This is a genomic window from Pelagibius sp. 7325, from assembly GCF_037652055.1.
Classification (GTDB): domain Bacteria; phylum Pseudomonadota; class Alphaproteobacteria; order Kiloniellales; family Kiloniellaceae; genus Pelagibius.
On sequence record NZ_JBBKAH010000001.1, the window covers coordinates 23067 to 42109 of the forward strand.

18 protein-coding genes are annotated in these 19043 nt (G+C 68.0%); 12 read left to right on the plus strand and 6 right to left on the minus strand.

Annotation, left to right across the window (positions count from 1 at the left end; genetic code table 11):
* The first annotated feature begins 15 nt into the window (after positions 1–15).
* Together WDC82_RS00140 and WDC82_RS00145 are read left to right on the plus strand one after the other, a co-directional pair.
* On the plus strand, positions 16–1170 hold the full coding sequence (locus WDC82_RS00140) for a flagellar motor protein MotA (RefSeq protein ID WP_340115195.1): 1155 nt from the start codon (positions 16–18) through the stop codon (positions 1168–1170).
* Between the two features lie 269 nt (positions 1171–1439).
* The gene (locus WDC82_RS00145) at positions 1440–2867 is read left to right on the plus strand and encodes a peptidoglycan -binding protein (protein ID WP_340115196.1); all 1428 of its coding nucleotides are present in this window, start codon (positions 1440–1442) and stop codon (positions 2865–2867) included.
* Positions 2868–3012: 145 nt separating this feature from the next.
* On the opposite strand, the gene WDC82_RS00150 is transcribed toward WDC82_RS00145, so the two are convergent.
* On the minus strand, positions 3013–4851 hold the full coding sequence (locus tag WDC82_RS00150; protein ID WP_340115197.1) for an ABC transporter transmembrane domain-containing protein: 1839 nt from the start codon (positions 4849–4851) through the stop codon (positions 3013–3015).
* A 322-nt stretch (positions 4852–5173) separates the two neighbouring features.
* Between WDC82_RS00150 and rpmE the strand changes: the two genes are divergently transcribed.
* A complete protein-coding gene (rpmE, locus tag WDC82_RS00155) occupies positions 5174–5398 on the plus strand; it encodes a 50S ribosomal protein L31 (protein WP_340115198.1) in 225 nt (74 codons plus the stop codon).
* Between the two features lie 106 nt (positions 5399–5504).
* Here rpmE and WDC82_RS00160 read toward each other — a convergent pair whose 3' ends face one another.
* Positions 5505–5921, minus strand: coding sequence for a DUF1465 family protein (locus WDC82_RS00160; protein WP_340115199.1), 417 nt, complete (start codon positions 5919–5921; stop codon positions 5505–5507).
* A gap of 380 nt (positions 5922–6301) precedes the next feature.
* On the opposite strand from WDC82_RS00160, the gene WDC82_RS00165 reads away from it, so the two are divergent.
* Entirely contained in the window at positions 6302–6772 is a 471-nt protein-coding gene (locus tag WDC82_RS00165) for an Hsp20 family protein (RefSeq protein ID WP_340115200.1), read from the plus strand.
* A 101-nt stretch (positions 6773–6873) separates the two neighbouring features.
* On the opposite strand, the gene WDC82_RS00170 is transcribed toward WDC82_RS00165, so the two are convergent.
* Positions 6874–8058, minus strand: coding sequence for an MFS transporter (locus tag WDC82_RS00170; RefSeq protein WP_340115201.1), 1185 nt, complete (start codon positions 8056–8058; stop codon positions 6874–6876).
* A 215-nt stretch (positions 8059–8273) separates the two neighbouring features.
* Between WDC82_RS00170 and WDC82_RS00175 the strand changes: the two genes are divergently transcribed.
* Genes WDC82_RS00175 through fetB form a run of 3 tightly spaced genes read left to right on the plus strand, consistent with a single transcriptional unit; the run spans position 8274 to position 11285 of the window.
* Positions 8274–9785 (plus strand): HAMP domain-containing sensor histidine kinase, encoded by a 1512-nt coding sequence (locus WDC82_RS00175; protein WP_340115202.1) that lies wholly within the window; start codon positions 8274–8276, stop codon positions 9783–9785.
* A gap of 56 nt (positions 9786–9841) precedes the next feature.
* Positions 9842–10474: an ABC transporter ATP-binding protein gene (locus WDC82_RS00180; RefSeq protein ID WP_340115203.1), complete on the plus strand. Its 633-nt coding sequence runs from the start codon at positions 9842–9844 to the stop codon at positions 10472–10474.
* A 10-nt stretch (positions 10475–10484) separates the two neighbouring features.
* Complete coding sequence (gene fetB, locus WDC82_RS00185) at positions 10485–11285, plus strand: iron export ABC transporter permease subunit FetB (protein WP_340115204.1); 801 nt, start codon at positions 10485–10487, stop codon at positions 11283–11285.
* A gap of 123 nt (positions 11286–11408) precedes the next feature.
* Here fetB and WDC82_RS00190 read toward each other — a convergent pair whose 3' ends face one another.
* Positions 11409–11840 (minus strand): thioesterase family protein, encoded by a 432-nt coding sequence (locus tag WDC82_RS00190; RefSeq protein WP_340115205.1) that lies wholly within the window; start codon positions 11838–11840, stop codon positions 11409–11411.
* A gap of 20 nt (positions 11841–11860) precedes the next feature.
* Here WDC82_RS00190 and WDC82_RS00195 point away from each other — a divergent pair, with 20 nt between their 5' ends.
* Complete coding sequence (locus tag WDC82_RS00195; protein ID WP_340115206.1) at positions 11861–12514, plus strand: suppressor of fused domain protein; 654 nt, start codon at positions 11861–11863, stop codon at positions 12512–12514.
* On the opposite strand, the gene WDC82_RS00200 is transcribed toward WDC82_RS00195, so the two are convergent.
* The gene (locus tag WDC82_RS00200) at positions 12511–13299 is read right to left on the minus strand and encodes an alpha/beta hydrolase (protein ID WP_340115207.1); all 789 of its coding nucleotides are present in this window, start codon (positions 13297–13299) and stop codon (positions 12511–12513) included. The genes WDC82_RS00195 and WDC82_RS00200 overlap by 4 nt on opposite strands.
* 8 nt (positions 13300–13307) lie before the next feature.
* Positions 13308–14603, minus strand: coding sequence for an O-acetylhomoserine aminocarboxypropyltransferase (locus WDC82_RS00205; protein WP_340115208.1), 1296 nt, complete (start codon positions 14601–14603; stop codon positions 13308–13310).
* Between the two features lie 1098 nt (positions 14604–15701).
* Here WDC82_RS00205 and WDC82_RS00210 point away from each other — a divergent pair.
* From WDC82_RS00210 to WDC82_RS00225, 4 genes are all read left to right on the plus strand, one after another.
* Positions 15702–17153, plus strand: coding sequence for a TrkH family potassium uptake protein (locus tag WDC82_RS00210; protein WP_340115209.1), 1452 nt, complete (start codon positions 15702–15704; stop codon positions 17151–17153).
* A 132-nt stretch (positions 17154–17285) separates the two neighbouring features.
* Positions 17286–17678, plus strand: coding sequence for a DUF6152 family protein (locus tag WDC82_RS00215; RefSeq protein WP_340115210.1), 393 nt, complete (start codon positions 17286–17288; stop codon positions 17676–17678).
* Positions 17679–17683: 5 nt separating this feature from the next.
* Positions 17684–18175, plus strand: coding sequence for a hypothetical protein (locus WDC82_RS00220; protein ID WP_340115211.1), 492 nt, complete (start codon positions 17684–17686; stop codon positions 18173–18175).
* 202 nt (positions 18176–18377) lie between these two features.
* On the plus strand, positions 18378–18935 hold the full coding sequence (locus WDC82_RS00225) for a peroxiredoxin (RefSeq protein WP_340115212.1): 558 nt from the start codon (positions 18378–18380) through the stop codon (positions 18933–18935).
* The last annotated feature ends 108 nt before the right edge of the window (positions 18936–19043 follow it).

Sequence of the window (19043 nt, forward strand, 5' to 3'; positions counted from 1 at the left end):
GGTAAGACTGCCAGCATGTCCTTTCTGCAGACCTATCTCATCCGGATGGTGGCGTTTCTGGTGGCCGTGCTCGTCATCGCCGCCGTCATATCGCCGCAGTTACAGGACGCCTTCCTCGCCAATCTCTGGCTAAACGGACTGATCCTCCTCATTCTGCTTATCGGCATCGTCTATGCCTTCGTGCAGGTGCTGGGCCTGCGCGGCGAGATCCACTGGCTGGAGACCCTGCGCCGCGAGAGCCGCGGCGGCCTGGTGTTCCCCGGCACGCTGTCCCATGAGAGCCCGCCGCGCCTGCTGGGCCCGATGATGACCATGATCGGCGACCGCGCCGGGCGCCTCAGCCTCTCCACCATGTCAATGCGCACGCTGCTGGACACCATCCACGCCCGCATCGACGAGTCGCACGAGATCTCGCGCTACGTCATCGGCCTGCTGATCTTCCTCGGCCTGCTCGGCACCTTCTGGGGCCTGCTGGACACGGTGAACGCGGTCGGCCAGACCATCGGCGGCCTCAACGCCGGCAGCGGCGATGCGGTCGCCCTGTTCGACCAGTTGAAGGGCGGGCTGCAGGCGCCGCTCTCCGGCATGGGCACGGCGTTCAGTTCCTCGCTCTTCGGCCTCGCCGGCTCGCTGGTGCTGGGCTTTCTGGAACTGAGCTCGGCGCAGGCGCACAACCGCTTCCTCAACGAGCTTGAGGAATGGCTCTCCAGCGTCACCAAGCTGGGCAGCGGCGGCGGCTTCTCCGGCGAGGGCGAGCAGCCGGTTTCCGCCTACGTGCACGCGCTGTTGGAAAAGACCGCCGACAGCCTGGAGCAGCTGCAGCGCACCGTGGCGCGCGGCGAAGAGGACCGCGCCCAGGTGAACCAGAACCTCGCCGCGCTGACCGAGCGCCTCAGCAACCTCACCGACCATATGCGTACAGAGCAATCGGTCATGCTGTCGATCGCCGAGACCCAGGCGGGCCTGAAGCCGATCCTGGCGCGCCTCGCCGACGCCAACCAGGACGGCGGCCTCGACAAGGCGACCAAGGGCCACATCCGCAACCTCGATCTGCGCCTGGAGCGCATGTCGTCGGATCTCGCGCACGGGCGCGAAGCCTCGGTCGAGGAACTGCGCAGCGAGATCCGCCTGCTGACCCGCACCCTCGCCGCCATGGCCGAAGAGGGCTAGTACCCCCTATCAGGATTAGGTGCATCATGAGATCGTCTTTTCGACCGCACCCGAAAGGAGCCGCGCGCAGCGCGATGTGGTGCATCGGGCAAGCGTGGCGACGCTGCGGGTGCGGAGCGAAAAGCGACCCTGCGGGCGGCCGGGGGCGGCCCGTGGACGTCGTCGCGCCGGCTTGCCGATGCACCACATCGCCCGCGCCGCCGCTCCTAGCCACGGGACGTCCCCGGCCGTCTCATGACGCACCTAATCCTGATAGGGGGTACTAGGCCATGTACGCCCTGGGCCGGGGCGGTTCGCGCCGCTCGATCAATATCTGGCCGGGCTTCGTCGACGGCCTCGCCACGCTGTTGCTGGTGGTGATCTTCGTCCTCATGGTTTTCATGGTGGCGCAGTTCTTCCTTTCCGTCGCCCTCACCGGCAAGGACGAAGCGCTCACCCGGCTCGAGTCCGAGATCAACGAGCTGGCCGAGCTGCTGGCGCTGGAGCGCGGCGCCAACACCGAGCTGCGCCTCAACGTCGAACAGCTCTCCGCCGAACTGCAGTCGTCGCTGGCCGCGCGCGAGTCGCTGAGCGGGCAGCTTGCCGCGCTGGCCGAGGAGCGCGAGTCGCTGGCCAACCAGCTGGCCGCCCTCACCGACGAGCGCGACGAACTGGCCGGCCTGGTCGCGCAGGAGCGGTCGGAGCGCGAAAGGCTCGCCGGCCAGCTCGGCACCAGCGAGGAGGCCTTGGCGCAGGCACGCAGCGAACTGCAGGAAAGCCGCCAGGCGCTGGCCGCGCGGGAGGACGAACTGAGCGAGGCGCGCAGCAAGCTGGACGCCGCCCTCTCGCGCCTGCAGGTCGAGCAGGAGGAACTGGAAAAGGCGCTGGCCGCCATCGCCGCCGGGAAGGCCGAGCTGGAAGACGCCTACAAGACCATCGATGCCGACAAGGACAAGATCGAGGCGCAGCTCGCCGAGCTGGCGATCCTCAAGTCGCTGCGCGACGATCTCGTCGAGAAGCTGCAACAGTCGCAAGGGGCGTTGGAGGACGAGCAGTCCGCCCTCGCCCAGCAGCGCGAGCTGACCGAGGAAGCGCAGCTGCAGGTGACCCTGCTGAACCGCCAGCTCGCCGCGCTGCGCCAGCAGCTGTCCCAGCTCTCCGAGGCCTTGGAGCTCGCCGAGGCGAAGAACGAGGCGCAGGAGGTGCAGATCGCCGACCTCGGCAAGCGTCTCAACGTCGCGCTGGCCAGCAAGGTGCAGGAGCTGGCGCGCTACCGCTCGGAATTCTTCGGGCGCCTGCGCGAGATCCTCGGCAACCGCCAGGACATCCGCATCGTCGGCGACCGCTTCGTGTTCCAGTCGGAGCTTCTCTTCGCCAGCGGCTCGGCGACCATCGCCGACGAAGGCCGGCCGCAGCTCGCACGCCTCGCCAGCACCCTGAAACAGATCGCCGCGGAGATCCCGGACGACCTGGACTGGGTGTTGCGCGTCGACGGCCACACCGACCGCCAGCCGATCAACACCTATGCCTTCCCGTCGAACTGGGAGCTGTCGACCGCGCGCGCCGTCTCGGTGGTGAAGTTCCTCGTCGAGCAGGGCATCCCGCCGGGGCGCCTCGCCGCCACCGGCTTCGGCGAGTTCCAGCCGCTCGATACCGGCGGCGACGAGATCTCCTACCGCCGCAACCGCCGCATCGAGTTCAAGCTGACCGAGCGGTGAGCGGCGCAGCGGCCCGCCACATCCTTCGAGACGCGCTGCGATGCAGCGCTCCTCAGGATGAGGCTACTCCTGCGATCTGTTTCTGCGACCTCATGCTGAGGCGGCCGCGCAGCGGCCGTCTCGACGCATGCGCCCGCGGCGATGCTCAGCTGCCCGACGACACCCGCGCGCCGTCGTTGGCTGCCGCGCCCAGCGCCGCGGCCTGGTCGAACTGCAGGGTGGCGAGGCGCGCGTAAAGGCCGCCGGCGGCGACCAACTGGGCATGGGTGCCGCTCTCGACCAGGCGGCCCTGGTCGATCACCAGGATGCGGTCGGCCTTCAGCACGGTGGCGAGGCGATGGGCGATGACCAGGGTCGAGCGGCCGACCATCAGGCGGTCGAGCGCCTGCTGCACGACGCGCTCGCTCTCGGCATCCAGCGACGAGGTCGCCTCGTCGAGCAGCAGCAGCGGCGGGTCCTTCAGGATCGCGCGGGCGATGGCGATGCGCTGACGCTGGCCACCGGAGAGGCGCACGCCCTTCTCGCCGAGGTAGGTGTCGAATCCCTCGGGCAAGCGCTCGATGAATTCGAGGGCGCCGGCCGCCACGGCCGCCGCACGGACTTCTTCATCGCTGGCATCGGGACGGCCGTAGCGGATGTTCTCCAGCGCGCTGGCGGAGAACACCACCGGCTCCTGCGGCACCAGGCCGATGCGCGCGCGCAAGGCGGCGGGGTCGACATCGGGCAGCGCGACGCCGTCGAAGCGGATGGTGCCGCCCTGCGGATCGTAGAAGCGCAGCAGCAGCTGGAAGATCGTCGTCTTGCCGGCGCCGGAGGGGCCGACGATGGCGACCCGCTCGCCCGGCGCGACGCTGAAGTCGAGGCCCTGCAGCGCCGAATGCTCGGGGCGCGAGGGATAGTGGAAGGCCACCGCCTCGAAGGCGACCGCGCCGCGCGGCGGCGAGGGCAGCGCCGCGGGCTTCGCGGGGGCGGTGATGTCCGGTTCGACCGCCAGCAGGTCCAGGAGGCGCTCGGTGGCGCCGGCGGCGCGCTGCAGGTCGCCGATCACCTCGGAGAAGGCGCCGGCGGCGCCGGCCACCACGATGGCGTAAAACACGAAGGCCGAGAGCTCGCCGGCGCTGATGCGCCCGCTGAGAACGTCGTGACCGCCGATCCACAGGATGGTGCTGACGGCGCCGAACACCAGCACGATGACCACGGCGGTCAGCATGGCGCGCGCGGCGATGCGCTGGCGTGCCGCTTCGAAGGCATGCTCCACGCGCTGGCCGAAGCGGCGGCGGTCCTCGTCCTCGTGGACGAAGGCCTGCACCGTGCGGATGGCGTCCAGCGCCTCGCCGGCATAGACGCCGAGGTCGGCGACGCGGTCCTGGGTGGTGCGGCTGAGGCGGCGCACCCGGCGCCCGAAGGTGAGGATCGGCAGCAGGACCAGCGGCACCACCAGGAAGACCAGCAGGGTCAGTTTCGGCGAGGTGATGACCAGCAGCACGGTGCCGCCGATCAGCAGCAGGAAGTTGCGGATGGCGATGGAGACCGAAGAGCCGACCACGGTCTGCAGCAGCGTGGTGTCGGTGGTCAGCCGCGACAGCACCTCGCCGGTGCGGGTCAGCTCGTAGTAGGCCGGCGACAGGGTCAGGATGTGGTCGAACACCTTGCGCCGGATGTCGGCGACAACGCGCTCGCCGATCCACGAGACCAGGTAGAAGCGGGCGTAGATCGCCAGCGCCAGCAGGATGACGACGCCGAACAGCACCAGCACCGCCTGGTTCAGCGGTCCCGCGTCGCCGGCGGCAAAGCCGTCGTCGACCAGCCGGCGCAGCCCCATGCCGAGACCGAGGACGGTGCCCGAGGCGATCAGCAGCGCCACCATGGCGCCGGCCAGCGGCCAGCCGTAGGGCCGCACGAACTGCCACAGTTCGCCCAGCAGCTTCAGGCTGCCGCGCGCCCGGGCGTCGGCGGCCTGCACGCCCGGTGTCGCTCCAGACATTCTCATACCAAAGGTCCCTTCTTTCCCCTGACCGGTTTCCGCGGAAACGGGGGAAGCCGGCCAGAAGATAACGCCTCGCAAACGGATTGGCGAACCCTGATACCGGCTGAGACCGGCGGCGGCAAAGCCTTGAAAAGGCCCGCGACACCCCGTCACGGCGCCACCGAAATTACGATATTCGTAAAATCCGACCCGGCCGGACCGGGCGCCATGAAAACCCAGGAAAACCAAGGCTTTTCCGGGGCCTGCGCGGGGGGCGCCGGGGGCTTGCACCGGCGCGCGGTCTCGGGTATACAGCGCGGCGCTTTAAAGGATCGAAGCCATGAAGAAAGACATCCATCCCGACTACCACGAGATCACCATCGTGATGACCGACGGTAGCGAGTACAAGACGCGCTCCACCTACGGAGCCGCGGGCGCCACCATGCGCCTGGACATCGACCCGAAGACGCACCCGGCCTGGACCGGCGAGCATCGCCTGGTCGACAGCGGCGGCCAGGTGGCGAAGTTCAACAAGCGCTTCGCCAGCTTCGGCCTGAAGTCGTAATTCCCGGTTCTCGGGCGCCGGCCTCGCCAGAGGCCCGGCGGCCCTTCCGGAATGCAAGAGGGCGGCAGTTCTGCCGCCCTTTTGTCATGTCCGCAGGGTGAAATTCTTAGCGGTTGAAGCGCCGTTCCGGCGGGTCCTGCAGGGCATCGAGGCGGGCGACCCGCTGATAGAGGCGGTGCGAGCGGTCGAGCAGTTCGGCCAGGCGCGGCTGCAGGCTGCCCTCCACCGGCGGCCGGGTCTCCTCGCAGACCGACTTGCCGGCCAGGCGGAACTCTTCCGCCCGGGCCTCCTCGCGGGTCATCTCACCGGCATGGACCGCCTTCTGCACCAGCAGCCAGGCCATCACCTGGGTCAGGCGCGACGTCAGACGCATGGCCTCGCAGCTGGCCAGCATGCGGTCGTTCGGCGTCATCCGCTCGCGCTCCAGCGGCTCGCGATGGGTCAGGTAGTCGCGCGCCTCGCGGGTCAGCGCCAGGGCCTCGTCGAAGGTGCTGTCGAAGAAGGCGACTGTGGTATCCGGCAAAACCTGAAATCTCTTGCAGCGTTTGACGTTGGCGGGCCGGCGGCAGCCTTGTCCCGCGGCGAACGGCGGCCAGCGGAGAGGGCTCCCCCGGCCTGCCGGCTGGCGGAACCTGCAGTCTACCCGCCCCGGGCTTAATAATCCCTTGGCCTTAGGAATACAAACTGGTGACGGCAACCCCGGTTGCAGGAAAAATTTCCTCTTCCCCACCCGATTCAGAACCCTTGAATCGCCCAAACGGCCTGCCGATATACCCTCTGCCGCCCACCGGATGCGCCTCCTTGAGGGCTTCCAAAGAGAGCGGGCGGCATGCACAGCGAGGGGTCGACCATAAGGGTGGCCCCCATGACCACGAACCATGTTGCTCAAAGGAGAATATGGCCATGCGCAGCATCGATCTTTCCCCGCTCTATCGCGCCTCCGTCGGTTTCGACCGCCTGTTCAACACCCTGGACTCGGTGAACCGGCTGGAAGACAGCGCGCTCAGCTACCCGCCCTATAACATCGAGAAGGTCAGCGAAGACGCCTATCGCATCGTGATGGCGGTCGCCGGCTTTTCCGAGGAAGACCTCGAGATCACCGCGAAGGAAAACAGCCTCGTCATCGCCGGCCACAAGGACAAGCCGGAGACCGCAGAGGTCACCTTCCTGCATCGCGGTATCGCCAACCGCGCCTTCGAGCGCCGCTTCGACCTCGCCGACCACATCCGGGTGACCGGCGCGAAGCTGGAGAACGGCCTGCTCTCCGTCGAGCTGGTGCGCGAGATCCCCGAGGCCAAGAAGCCGCGGACCATCGCCATCACTTCCGGCGAGAAGACCGGCGACGCGAAGGTCCTCGAGAACGAGGCGGCCTAAGGCCGCCTCCCCCCTGACACCCCATCGCCCTTGATGGGGTTCATAACCTGGGTTCACCGGCCGGGCGGCGTCGTCGCCCGGCCGGTTTCGTTTTTACGCCGTCACGGCGACCCCACCCGCGAGGCGGCGAGGAAAAGGCCGAGGCCGACGACCGCCGCCGCCAGCATGGCGGCCAGCACCAGGTCGTAGTCGCCGAGTTGCCACAGCAGGGCGCCGACGAAGGGCGCCGCGGCGACGCTGAGCTTGAAGATCAGCGCCTGGCTGCCGCTGATGGCGCCGAAGTTGGCGCGGCCCAGGATGTCGCCGGTGACCAGCGGCTTCATGATCGAGGTCACCCCGTGCCCGGCGCCCTGCAGGATGACGAAGGGCACCAGCAGCATCGGCACCAGCGAGGCGGTCATCAGCGCCAGCGTCGCCAGCGCCACCGCGCCGAAGCAGGCGATGGTGATGCCGCGGTTGGAGACATGGCGCTCCACCGCCATCATGGCGAGGCGCCCGGCCACCTGCATCGGCCCGATCATCGCGGCGGCGAAGACCGCCATGCCCTGCGGGATGCCGCGCTCGTCGAGCATCGGCAGCAGGTGGTTGAGGATCGCCGAGTGATTGAGGCCGAGCAGGGAGAACCCGGCGGCGAGCAGCCAGAACGCGGGACGCGCGAGGAAGCGCGCCGGCCTGCGTTCTCCGTCACCGCCGCTTTCCAGGGGCATCTCCGGGTCCTCCGCCGTCGCCTCCAGGCGGCGCGCACCCTGCCACATCAGCGGCAGGCCGAGGAGGCAGATGAGCAGCGCTAAGGCGAGGCAGCTCCAACGCCAGCCGAAGGCCTCGGCAATGCCGTGCGCCAGCGGGAACGACAGCGTGCCGGCCAGGCCGGCGACCAGGGTGATGAGGGTGATCGGGCGGCGCGCCGCGCTGCCCGCCGCGCGCACCACCACGGCGAAGCAGGCGTCGTAGAGGCAGAAAGCGGTGGCGATGCCGATGAGGCACCACAGCAGATAGAATTGCCACAGCGATTGCACAAGGCCGACGAGGCCGAGGCAGAGGCCGCCGGCCAGCGCCCCGCCGGCCAGCACCTGCGGCCCCAGGCCGCGGTCGATGAGCCGTCCCGCGAGCGGCGAGAACAGCGCCGACAGCCCGATCGAGAGGGTCACGGCGCCGGTCAGTTCCGTCTTGGTCCAGCCGAATTCCGTTTCCCAGCGCAGGATCAGCGCCGGAAAGCCGTAGTAGAGCCCAGCCCAGACGATGGTCTGGGCGATGGCCAATTGCCACACCGCCGGAAGACGTCGCAAACGCTGTCCGCCCCTCTTTGCCGCCTCACTTCTGGCGCCCCTCGCTCTCGCGCGCGGCGATCTTAAGGGCAAGCGGCGTCGTCGGACCAGCGCCGGGCGCGCATACCCGGTCACACTTTGTTAACCATTGGCGGCGACCATCGCCCGATCCGCCGAAATCCACGCAGATGAGGCAGCGGCGGCTTCACGAATCGTCTGGGTAGGACGACGACAAGATGCCAGTCAGCAGCAATCCGGTGCCGCAGGCGAGCTTCCTGCGCAGCAAGTCGGGCAGAGCCTGGCTGCTGCTGCTGGGCCTCGTGGTGCTGACCAGCGTGGCTGCCGGCGGCGCCCTCTACCGCTCCAACGTGAAGTGGTTCGAGACCAACAAGGCCGAGGAGACGGCGACCGCCCTGCGCCTTGTCGAAGCGATGGTCGCCAACTACACCGACGTCCGCAGCACGCTTCTGAATGACGAGGCGCCGGTCCCGGCCGCGTTCCGCGCCCACGCCATCGACCGCTTCAACGCCGCGCGCGACAGCGACCACCAGCTGCAGATGGACTGGCTCGGCACGCCGGGCCGCGAGATCGCCACCGCGCCGCGCGACGAGGCGACCGCCGCCGCCCTCCGCCAGGCGGCGGAGAGCCGCCAGAGCGAGCCGCGCAGCGGCTGGCTGACGACGCCCGCCGGCACGCCACTGTTCCGCACCCTCGCCCCCTCCGTCGCCAGCCAGCAGGCCTGCGTCGACTGCCACAACCTCTACCTCGACGGCCGCGAGCCCTGGCGCCTGGGCGATATCATGGGCGCCTTCGTCATCGACGTGCCCGCCGCCGGGTTTCTCGCCGAGGCGCGGCGCGAGGCGATCGTCGCCGGCACGCTGCTGTTCTTCGCCCTGGCCAGCCTCAGCGGCATCATCCTGCTGCTGCAGCACCGCCGTCAGGAAGCCGAGACGCTGGCCATCACCAGCAACAAGAAGGCCGAAGCCGCCGCTGAGGCGCGGCACCTCGCCGAGGCGGCGAGCAGCGCCAAGTCGCGCTTCCTGGCGCTGATGAGTCACGAGCTGCGCACGCCGCTGAATGCCATCCTCGGCTTTTCCGAGATCATCTCGCGCCAGACCATGGGGCCGGTGGCGCCGCGCTACGCCGACTACGCGCAGGACATCCACCGCAGCGGCCAGCACCTGCTGACCCTGATCAGCGACATCCTGGACCTCGCCAAGGCCGAGTCGGGCCATCTGCGCCTCGCCGAGAAGGACACCACCCTGTTCGAGGTCGTGGACTCCTGCGTGCGGCTGATCGCGCCGCGCGCCAACCAGCGCGGCATTCAGGTGACGGTCGCCCTGCCCGACGACTTCGGCCTGCGCGTCGATCCCACCAAGCTGCGCCAGACCCTCTTGAACCTGCTGTCCAACGCGGTGAAGTACACCCCGGAGGGCGGCCGCGTGGACGTCGAAACGGAACTGCACGAAAACGGCAGCCTCGCCATCCGCGTGTCCGACACCGGCATCGGCATCAAGCCGGAGGACATTCCGCAGGCGCTGGCGCCCTTCGAGCGCCTGAAATCCGCCGAGCAGATCGAAGGCACCGGCCTCGGCCTGCCGCTGGCCAAGATGCTGACCGAACTGCACGAGGGCGCCCTCGACATCGCCAGCCTGCCGGGCCGCGGCACCCGCGTGACCATCCACCTGCCGGCGCACCGGGTGCTGGCCCCAGCGCGGGCCCCGGCGCGGGCCGCCGCCACGGGCTGAACGGCCGCATCGAGGCGGGCGACAGCCGCGCGGCGATGCCGTAGTCTGCGGCAGCCATGCTCACCGTCCGCAGCCTTTCCCGCCCCGGCCTGGAGCCGACCTCCTTCGAACTCGCCGCCGGCGAATGTATCGCCCTGCGCGGCCCTTCCGGCGCCGGCAAGACGCTGCTGCTGCGCGCGCTGGCCGACCTCGACCCCAGCGCGGGCGAGGTGCTGCTGGACGGCACGCCGCGTGAGAAGATCCCCGCCCCGACCTGGCGCCGCCGCGTCGGTTACGTGCCGGCCGAACCCGGCTGGTGGTCGGAGCGCCTCGGCGACCACTTCCAGGACTGGAACGCCCAGGCCGGCCCGGCGCGCCGGCTGCAGGTCTCGCCGAGCGCCGCCGAGCGCCGCGTCAGCCAGCTCTCGACCGGCGAGCGCCAGCGCCTCGCCCTGCTGCGCGCCCTCGAGCACCGGCCGGATGTGCTGCTGCTCGACGAGCCGACCGGGCCGCTCGACGAGGACTCCACCGCCGCCGTCGAGTCGATGCTGCGCGAGAAGCGGGACAACGGTCTCGCCCTGTTCTGGGTGACCCACGACAAGCGCCAGGCCGAGCGCATCGCCGACCGCCAGTTCTGGATCGACCGCGGCCGCCTGCGCGAGGCCCTTCGCGACGGTACCGGGCGCGAAGAGGCGGCGCCCCAGCGATGAAGCGCTTACGATGACCGACTACATCCGCCTCGACTATTGGGACCTCGGTTTCGCCGCCCTGCTGCTGGTCGGCGTCGCCGGCCTCTCACTGCTGCTGCAGCTGAGGATCGAGAAGAAGCTGCTGCTCGCCGGGCTGCGCTGCGCGCTGCAGCTGGCCCTCGTCGGCCTGGTGCTGACCAAGCTGTTCGAGCTGGTCTCGCCGCTGTGGACGGGCCTTGCGGCGCTCGCCATGGTGCTGTTCGCCGGGCGCGAGATCATGGCGCGGCAGGAGCGCGGCTTCGAGCCCGCCTGGGCCTACGGCATCGGCACCTCGGCGATGCTGATGGCGGCGGCGCTGGTGACGGTCTTCGCGCTCACCACGGCGGTGAAAGCCGATCCGTGGTACGACCCGCGCTACGCCCTGCCGCTGCTCGGCATGATTCTTGGCAACACCATGACCGGCATCGCGCTCGGCCTGCAGCGCCTGACCGAAGGCGCGCGCCAGCAGCGCCCGGGCATCGAAGCGCTGCTCTGCCTCGGCGCCACCCGGCGCACCGCCCTGCTGCCCGTCACGCGCCAGGCGCTGACCACCGCGCTGATGCCGATCATCAACTCGCTGGCCGCCACCGGCCTGGTGTCGCTGCCCGGCATGATGACCGGCCAGATCCTCGCCGGCGTCGAGCCGCTGGAGGCGGTGAAGTACCAGCTGATGATCATGTTCATGATCGCCGGCGGCACCACGCTGGGGGCCGTCGCGGCCGTCTTCGCCGGCGTCTACCGCCTGACCGACAAGCGCGACCGCCTGCGGCTGGACAGGCTGGCGGGCGAGTAGTGCGCTGCTGCACATCCTTCGAGACGCTTGCTTGCGCAAGCTCCTCAGGATGAGGTTTCAGTGTGGGTCCTCATCCTGAGGAGCGGTCCGCAGGACCGCGTCTCGAAGGATGTGCAACCGCACCTACACCACCAACCGCGCCAACGCCTTCCTGATCCCGTCCGGGATCGGCACTGCCTTCATGGTCGCGCGCTCGACGAAGACATGCACGAAGCTGCCGAGCGCGGCGGCCTCGTCGCGGCCCTGCTTGAACAGACCGATATCGTAGCGCACGGAACGATTGCCCAGGTGTGCGACGCGCAGGCCCGCTTCGACGTCCTCGGGAAAGGCGAAGGAGGCCTTGTAGCTGCAGGCGCTTTCGGCGCAGACACCGATCACCGCACCGTCGTGAATGTCGAGCCCGCCTTCACGGATGAGGTACTCGTTGATCACCGTGTCGAAATATGAGTAGTAAACAACGTTGTTCACGTGGCCGTAGATGTCGTTGTCCATCCAGCGCGTCGGGATGGTGAGGAAGTGCGGAAAGCGGTCGCGGGTTTCGGGCGTATCGGTCATCGGTTCAGGAGCAATCGTCGATGGGTTCACTTGAGGAGGTCTGGGAACAGCGGGAACAGCAGATATACCCGAAGTGGTTCGGCCCGGAAAGCAGAGGCATATTCACGCTCACGCCGGATCTATTCCGTCAGCTCGGCCAGTCCGAAGTCGATCCCTGCTGGCTGAGCATTGGCATATTCGAGTTCGCTCCGACCGAAAGCCGCCCGACGTGGATCTACGTTTCATCGGGAATTTCGAACCCTTGGGAAACGGACCCCAAGGAGTACAGCACCGAAGGCTATTCTGAGATCGGGACCGAGCTGGTGTTGGAAACGCCGCACCAGGCGGACTGGGCCAATTCGATCCTGCAACGCCTCGTCGCCTTCGACGTGCTCATCAGCTGGGGTCTAAAAGGTGACGTCCCCACTTTCGACTACGGACACCGCATTCCCCTCAACGCACCGATATCGCCCACTGAGGAATCGGCACTGAGAAACGTCATCGCCTGGAAACCAGAACACTACGAGCCTTCGTTCGTCGTGCCATCTGGCCGGGTCGACTTCATCCACCTCGCCGGCATGAGCGATGCCGAACTGGCCTATGCCAAGGAACACGGCTCGGATCGCCTTGCGGCGCTGATGATCGAACACGGCGCATTCCCGGTCACCGATCCAGCCCGGGCCTCCATCCTCTAAAGAATAGTCCTGAGAGCATCGAGGCTCTCGTCCGGCTTCTCGGCCAGCATCATGTGGCCGCAGGCGGGAATCACGATGGCCTGCGCGCCGGGAATCGCGGCGACCAGCTTCGCGCCGGCGCGGGCCGGCGTCATCCTGTCCTCGCTGCCCATGATGACCGTTGTCGGGCAGGCGATCTTGGCGGCCGCCTCCAGCCCCTCCGCGTAGGCATTGCAGGCGGCGAGGTCGGCGGAGAGCACGCCGGGGGCGATGCGCTCCAGCAGGCGCTCGCCGCCGCCCATCAGCCAGGCGCCCGGCACCCTGGCGCCGCCGAGTTGTCCCGCCGGGCCGAAGCCCCAGGCGGTCATGAGATCGAAGGCGGCGTGGTCGTTGGCCTCCGCCGCCGCCAGCAGGTCCGGGTGCACCGGCATCTTCGGCGCCGCGCCCATCAGCGCCAGCGCGCGCACCCGCTTGCCGTGGCGCGCCGCGGCATCGAGCGCCACCAGCGCGCCCATGGAGTGCCCGGCCAGCGCCGCCTGCTCCGCGCCGACCTCGTCCAGCAGCTTCACGACCCAGTCGGCCATCGCGGCGATGGAGGTCAGTGCCTTGCCCTGTGACTTGCCGTGGCCCGGCAGGTCGACGGCGAGCACCGCCTTGTCGTGATGCGCAAAGTAGCGCGCCGGCAGCGCCCAGACCGTGTGATCGAGGCCGGCGCCGTGCAGAAAGACGATCAAGGGGATGTCCGGATCGAAACTGCGCCCGCCGGTGCCGGCGTGGACGCGGTGACCCGCTACCGAAAGCTCCATCGTGAGACTCAATCCTTCTGGGAGGCGCGCAGGGCCTGGCGCAGGTCGGCGATGATGTCGTCGGGGTCTTCCAGGCCAACCGAGAGGCGGATCATGTCCTCGCCGACGCCGGCCCGCTTCAGTTCCGGCGCCGTCATCTGCTGGTGGGTGGTGCTGGCGGGATGGATCACCAGGGTCTTGGCATCGCCGACGTTGGCGAGGTGCGAGGCGAGCTTGCAGGCCTCGATGAACTTTGCCCCGGCCTGGCGGCCGCCCTTCACGCCGAAGGAGACGATGGACCCGCAGCCCCTGGGCATCAGCTTGCGGCCCAGCGCATGGTCGGGATGCTCCGGCAGATCGGGATGCAGCACCCAGGAGACCGCGCCGTCGTCCTGCAGAAAGTCGAGCACCTTGTGGGTGTTCGCCATGTGGCGCTCCATGCGCAGCGGCAGCGTCTCGATGCCCTGCAGGATGTAGAAGGCGTTCTGCGGCGCCATGGTGGCGCCGAAGTCGCGCAGGCCCTCGGCGCGCGCGCGCGTGGCAAAGGCCTGCGGCCCGAACTCCTCGGCGAAGTCGATGCCGTGATAGCCGGCATAGGGCTCCGTCAAGGTGTCGAACCTGCCGCTCGCTTCCCAGTCGAAGCGGCCGCCGTCGACCAGCAGGCCGCCGAGGGCGAGACCGTGGCCGCCCAGCCACTTGGTCGCCGAGTGCATGACGAGGTCGGCGCCCAGTTCCACCGGGCGGCAAAGCCAGGGCGTCGCGAAGGTGCTGTCGATCGCCAGCGGCAGCCCCGCGGCGTGTGCGACCTCTGCAACGGCGGGAATGTCGAGCACCTCGAGGCCGGGATTGCCGAGGCCCTCGGCGAAGACCAGGCGCGTCTCCGGGCGGATGGCGTCGCGGAAAGCGGTAACATCGCGCGGATTGACGAAGGTGGTGGTGATGCCGAAGCGCGGCAGCGTGTGGGTGAAGAGGTTGATCGAGCCGCCGTAGAGCGACGACGACGCGACGATGTGCCCGCCCTGCCCCATCAGCGTGACGATGGCGAGGTGCAGCGCCGCGTGGCCGGAGGCCGTGGCGATGCCGGCGACGCCCAGTTCCAGCGCCGCGATGCGCTCCTCCAGCACCGCCACCGTCGGATTGGAGATGCGGCTGTAGATGTGCCCGGCACGTTCGAGGTTGAACAGCGAGGCCGCATGGTCGGTGTCGCGGAAGACGTAGGAGGTCGTCTGGTAGATCGGCACCGCGCGCGCGCCGGTCGCCGGATCGGGCTGCTGGCCTGCGTGCAGCGACAGGGTGTCGAACTTCAGGAACTTGGGATCTGCCACGGCACGCTCCCTCCTCACGGGATCCTTGTTCTGGGCCGGCAGCTTACACAAAGCAACCCGACACGCCAGGGGGAGAAGCCGAAGGGAGAAGCCGGAGGAACAAGCGGGAGGGAGGCAGCGGGAGAGGCAGTGCCACTAAATATAGTAGCTGCAACGCAAGTAACGCGTAGCATCGATTACTTTAGAAAGAATCTAGAAATGCCGGAGCTGAAGGCCAGGATAAGAATAGAGGCCTAGAAATAAAGGAGGGCCTTCGATCCTATTGGATCGTGGCCCTTCCCCTTGTTTGAGTCCTACCCTGTCAACTTGCCTGCGGCAAACAGTAGCAGGTGGCCCCGGAGGGTCAAGCGGAGAATCGTTAATGTCCGCAGGGACTTCCGGAGCACCGGCCGGCAAGCGCTGTCATCGGCGGATTCCGAGGCCTGCGGCCGGAATTGCGACGGTCGGTCGCGAAAGTGGGCAGGCCGTACACGCGACGTTTTTCGCACCCGGCAAGCAAAACCTGTGGATAAGTTCGGCCCCCAAAAGAAAAAACCGCCGGGCGAACCCGGCGGCAAGTTTAACAGGGAGGCGTTACAAGGAACGGATAAACATCCGAAAGACGGTCGGGAGGACCCGGGGAGGGCTCACCGAGCCGTCTGTATCTAAAATTAGTCCTAAACCCCTAAAAAATGGTTAACACCTGCCTTAATGATGAAAATCCGTCAGAAAAAACAAACATCGTTGTTTTTCAATAACCTGATTCACCTGGACGCCTCTTTGCGGCTGCTTAAGCGTCGCCACGCCGCTCCACAGACGCGAAAAAAGTTAACCGGCAGGCTCATTTTTAGCCCCGCCGGGCTTCCAATCGGATCCCGCCGTCTCCCGAATCGGCGGCGATTCGCCCCTTCCGCCCCGGATTTGCCCTGCTCTATCTGCAGCCTTGGCCTTTTGCGGCAGGGGGGCGATGATGCGCCCGCGCGATCCCGATGCCCGACTCGGCCCTGCCGGCCCGCTTCGGGCGCCAGCCTTGCGGCTGCGCCCGCGCAGGACCGATAACCTCGACCGCCATGAACCGATACGTTCCCTCCGCCAGCGCCGCAACATCCGGGTCCGGCTTTGCCCCACATTGATGGCACCCCCGTCGCCCGCGTCGTCGGCCTGATGCTCTGCGGGCTGGCCGGCGTCATGCTGGTCCCGGCCGCGGTGGATGCCGCGCTCGGCAATCCCGACTGGATCGCCTTCGTCGAGTCCGCCGCGGTCACCGCCTTCATCGGCGGCGCCATGGTGCTGGCCACCGGCCACGCCGGCGCCTTCGAGCTGAACCTGCGCCAGGCCTTCCTGCTGACCGTCGCCTGCTGGCTGGCGGTCACCGCCTTCTCCGCCCTGCCCTTCCTGGGCCTCGGGCTCGATTACACCGACGCCTTCTTCGAGGCGATCTCCGGCATCACCACCACGGGCTCGACGGTCATCACCGGCCTCGACCACCTGCCGCCGGGCATCCTGCTGTGGCGCTCGCTGCTGCAGTGGGTCGGCGGCCTCGGCATCATCGTCATGGCCATCGTCATCCTGCCGTTCCTGCGCGTCGGCGGTATGCAATTGTTCCACACCGAAAGCTCCGAGCGCTCCGAAAAGGTGGTGCCCAGCGCCTTCCATCTCTCGGCCTGGATCGCGGTGATCTACGTGACGCTGACCGGGCTCTGCGCGCTGCTGTACGGGATCGGCGAGATGTCCGCCTTCGACGCGCTGAACCACGCCATGGCGACCCTGTCGACCGGCGGCTACTCCACCCATGACGCCTCCTTCGCCCATTTCCAGCACGCCTCGACCCAGTGGACCGGCACCGTCTTCATGCTGGCCGGCGCCTTTCCCTTCGTTGCCTATATCCGCTTCGCCAAGGGCGAGCGCGGCGCCTTCTGGCGCGACCCGCAGATCCGCAGCCTGCTGCGCTTTCTGGGACTCAGCATCTTCGCGATGGCGGCCTGGCTGTGGTGGACGCGCGAGATCGACTTCGTCGACGCCCTGCGCCTCACCGCTTTCAACATCACCTCGGTGGTGACCACCACGGGCTTCGCCAGCGACGACTACGGCGCCTGGGGATCGCTGGCGGTCGGCGCCTTCCTGATCTTCACCTTCGTCGGCGGCTGCACCGGCTCGACCTCCGGCGCGATCAAGATCTACCGCCACCAGATCATCTGGCTGGTGTTGCGCGCCCAGCTGATGCGCCTGGTCACGCCGCGCCGCGTCGTCATCCTGCGCTACGGCAGCCGCAGCGTGCCGCCGGACGTGCCGATCTCGGTGCTGGGTTTCGTCGCCGTCTTCCTCGCTACCGTCGGCCTCTTCACCATCGCGCTGGCGGGCATGGGGCTCGACCTGCAGACCGCGCTCTCGGCCAGTGCCACCGCGCTCACCAACGTCGGCCCGGGCCTCGGCCCCGTGGTCGGCCCGGCAACCAACTTCGCCACCCTGCCCGACGCGGCGAAGTGGCTGCTGTCGGTCGCCATGCTGCTGGGCCGGCTGGAGATCTTCAGCGTCCTGGTGCTGTTTGATCCTGAGTTCTGGCGCTCGTGAGCGCCGGGCCTGAATCCTGGCGCTCGTGAGCGCCGGGCGGCTCGCCGAAAACGCCCCAAAACGCAGCCAAAACGTGGCGAAGCGGCGATGACGCCCTAAATGATAGCCCTGAGGAAGCAACGGAGGCGGACGATGATCACCAGACGCGACCTGCTGGCAACTACTGTGGCGACCATGGGCACTGCCGTGGTGCTGGGCCTCGCCGGAGCCCTGCCGGCCCTTGCCCACCACGGCTGGCGCTGGACCGCGGACGGCAATTTCGAACTGACCGGCCTCATCAAGACGGCGCAGCTGGGCAATCCGCACGGCGTGCTGACCGTCGACGCCGAGGGCGAGGTCTGGACCGTCGAAATCGGCCAGCCCTGGCGCAACGAACGCGCCGGCCTGACCGACGACATGCTGGCGGTCGGCCGCGAGATCACGGTCTCCGGTGCCCGCTCGGCCGATGCCGCCGACCGGCGGGTGAAGGCGGAGCGCGTCATCATCGACGGCAAGCTCCACAACCTCTACCCGGACCGCGACTGACGGCCGTGCTCGCCGAGCTGCTGACGGCGCTGCAGAACCTGGAACCGGTGGCGGCGCTGCGCACCTCGCGCTGGGTCTACCCGCTGGTGAATACCGGCCACATCGCCGGCATCGCCCTGCTGGTGGGCGCGATCGTGCCGCTCGACCTGCGCCTCCTGGGCGCCTGGCGGTCGGTGCCGCTGGACCTGCTGTCGCGCGTGCTGCTGCCGATCGCCATCGCCGGGCTCTGCCTCGCCGCCGCGACCGGTTTCATGATGTTCGCGGTCAGCGCCACCAAGTACGCCGGCCTGACGCTGTTCTCGGTGAAACTGACCCTCATTGCCGCCGCCGTCGCCAACGCCCTGCTGCTGCGCCTCAGCCCGGCCTGGACCCTGGCCCGCCTGCCCGACCTGCCACCTGAATTTCCCCCCGGGCGCCTGCGGCTGGCGGCTGCCATGTCCATCGGCCTGTGGCTCTCCGTCCTGCTGTGCGGGCGCTTCCTGGCCTATATCGCCTGATTCCCTGCGGAATTCGGGGCGATCCCTGAGCCGCCTGCGGCGCCCGGAATAGGCATTTTTTCCACAAGATTCTGCGTTGCGGCCTCTTGATCTCGCAGTGCAACATAGTATATTGGAATAATTCCAATTCACATAGAAACCGGGCTGGGGTCAATATCCTGGCCAGTCGAAAACACTGTTCGCATCTGCGAGGAGACTGATCTTGAACATTGGCCGAAAACTTCCCGACGTGACCTTCCGCACCCGCGTCCGCGACGAGTCGATCGAGGGTCCGAATCCCTACAAGTGGGAGAACAAGACCACCGCCGACTACTTCAAGGGCAAGAAGGTCGTCCTCTTCTCCCTGCCCGGCGCCTTCACGCCGACCTGCTCGACCTACCAGCTGCCCGATTTCGAAAAGCTGTTCCCGGAGTTCCAGGCCAAGGGCATCGATGCGATCTATTGCCTGTCGGTGAACGACGCTTTCGTGATGAACGCCTGGGGCAAGCAGCAGGGCCTCAAGAACATCACCCTCATCCCCGACGGGTCGGCCGAGTTCACCCGCAAGATGGGCATGCTGGTGTGCAAGGATAACCTCGGCTTCGGCATGCGCTCCTGGCGCTACGCCGCCGTCGTCGACGACGGCGTCGTGAAGGCCTGGTTCGAGGAGCCCGGCTTCTCCGACAACTGCGAGACCGACCCCTACGGCGAGTCCTCGCCGCAGAACGTCTACGAGAAGCTCACCGAAGAGGTTCTCGGCGAGAAGGTCGAAGCCGCCTAAGGCAGCTTCCTTCCGACGTAAAAGCAAAACGGCCCGTCGCTCTCGGCGGGCCGTTTTTCTTTGGCTGCGATGGATGGCGAGGGTTGCTGATCCTCTAAGGACATAAGC

Coding starts and splice junctions, on each gene's coding strand:
- WDC82_RS00140 (WP_340115195.1), top strand. CDS start 16: ATGTCCTTTCTGCAGACCTATCTCATCCGGATGGTGGCGTTTCTGGTG.
- WDC82_RS00145 (WP_340115196.1), top strand. CDS start 1,440: ATGTACGCCCTGGGCCGGGGCGGTTCGCGCCGCTCGATCAATATCTGG.
- WDC82_RS00150 (WP_340115197.1), bottom strand. CDS start 4,851: ATGTCTGGAGCGACACCGGGCGTGCAGGCCGCCGACGCCCGGGCGCGC.
- rpmE (WP_340115198.1), top strand. CDS start 5,174: ATGAAGAAAGACATCCATCCCGACTACCACGAGATCACCATCGTGATG.
- WDC82_RS00165 (WP_340115200.1), top strand. CDS start 6,302: ATGCGCAGCATCGATCTTTCCCCGCTCTATCGCGCCTCCGTCGGTTTC.
- WDC82_RS00175 (WP_340115202.1), top strand. CDS start 8,274: ATGCCAGTCAGCAGCAATCCGGTGCCGCAGGCGAGCTTCCTGCGCAGC.
- WDC82_RS00180 (WP_340115203.1), top strand. CDS start 9,842: ATGCTCACCGTCCGCAGCCTTTCCCGCCCCGGCCTGGAGCCGACCTCC.
- fetB (WP_340115204.1), top strand. CDS start 10,485: ATGACCGACTACATCCGCCTCGACTATTGGGACCTCGGTTTCGCCGCC.
- WDC82_RS00190 (WP_340115205.1), bottom strand. CDS start 11,840: ATGACCGATACGCCCGAAACCCGCGACCGCTTTCCGCACTTCCTCACC.
- WDC82_RS00195 (WP_340115206.1), top strand. CDS start 11,861: ATGGGTTCACTTGAGGAGGTCTGGGAACAGCGGGAACAGCAGATATAC.
- WDC82_RS00200 (WP_340115207.1), bottom strand. CDS start 13,299: ATGGAGCTTTCGGTAGCGGGTCACCGCGTCCACGCCGGCACCGGCGGG.
- WDC82_RS00215 (WP_340115210.1), top strand. CDS start 17,286: ATGATCACCAGACGCGACCTGCTGGCAACTACTGTGGCGACCATGGGC.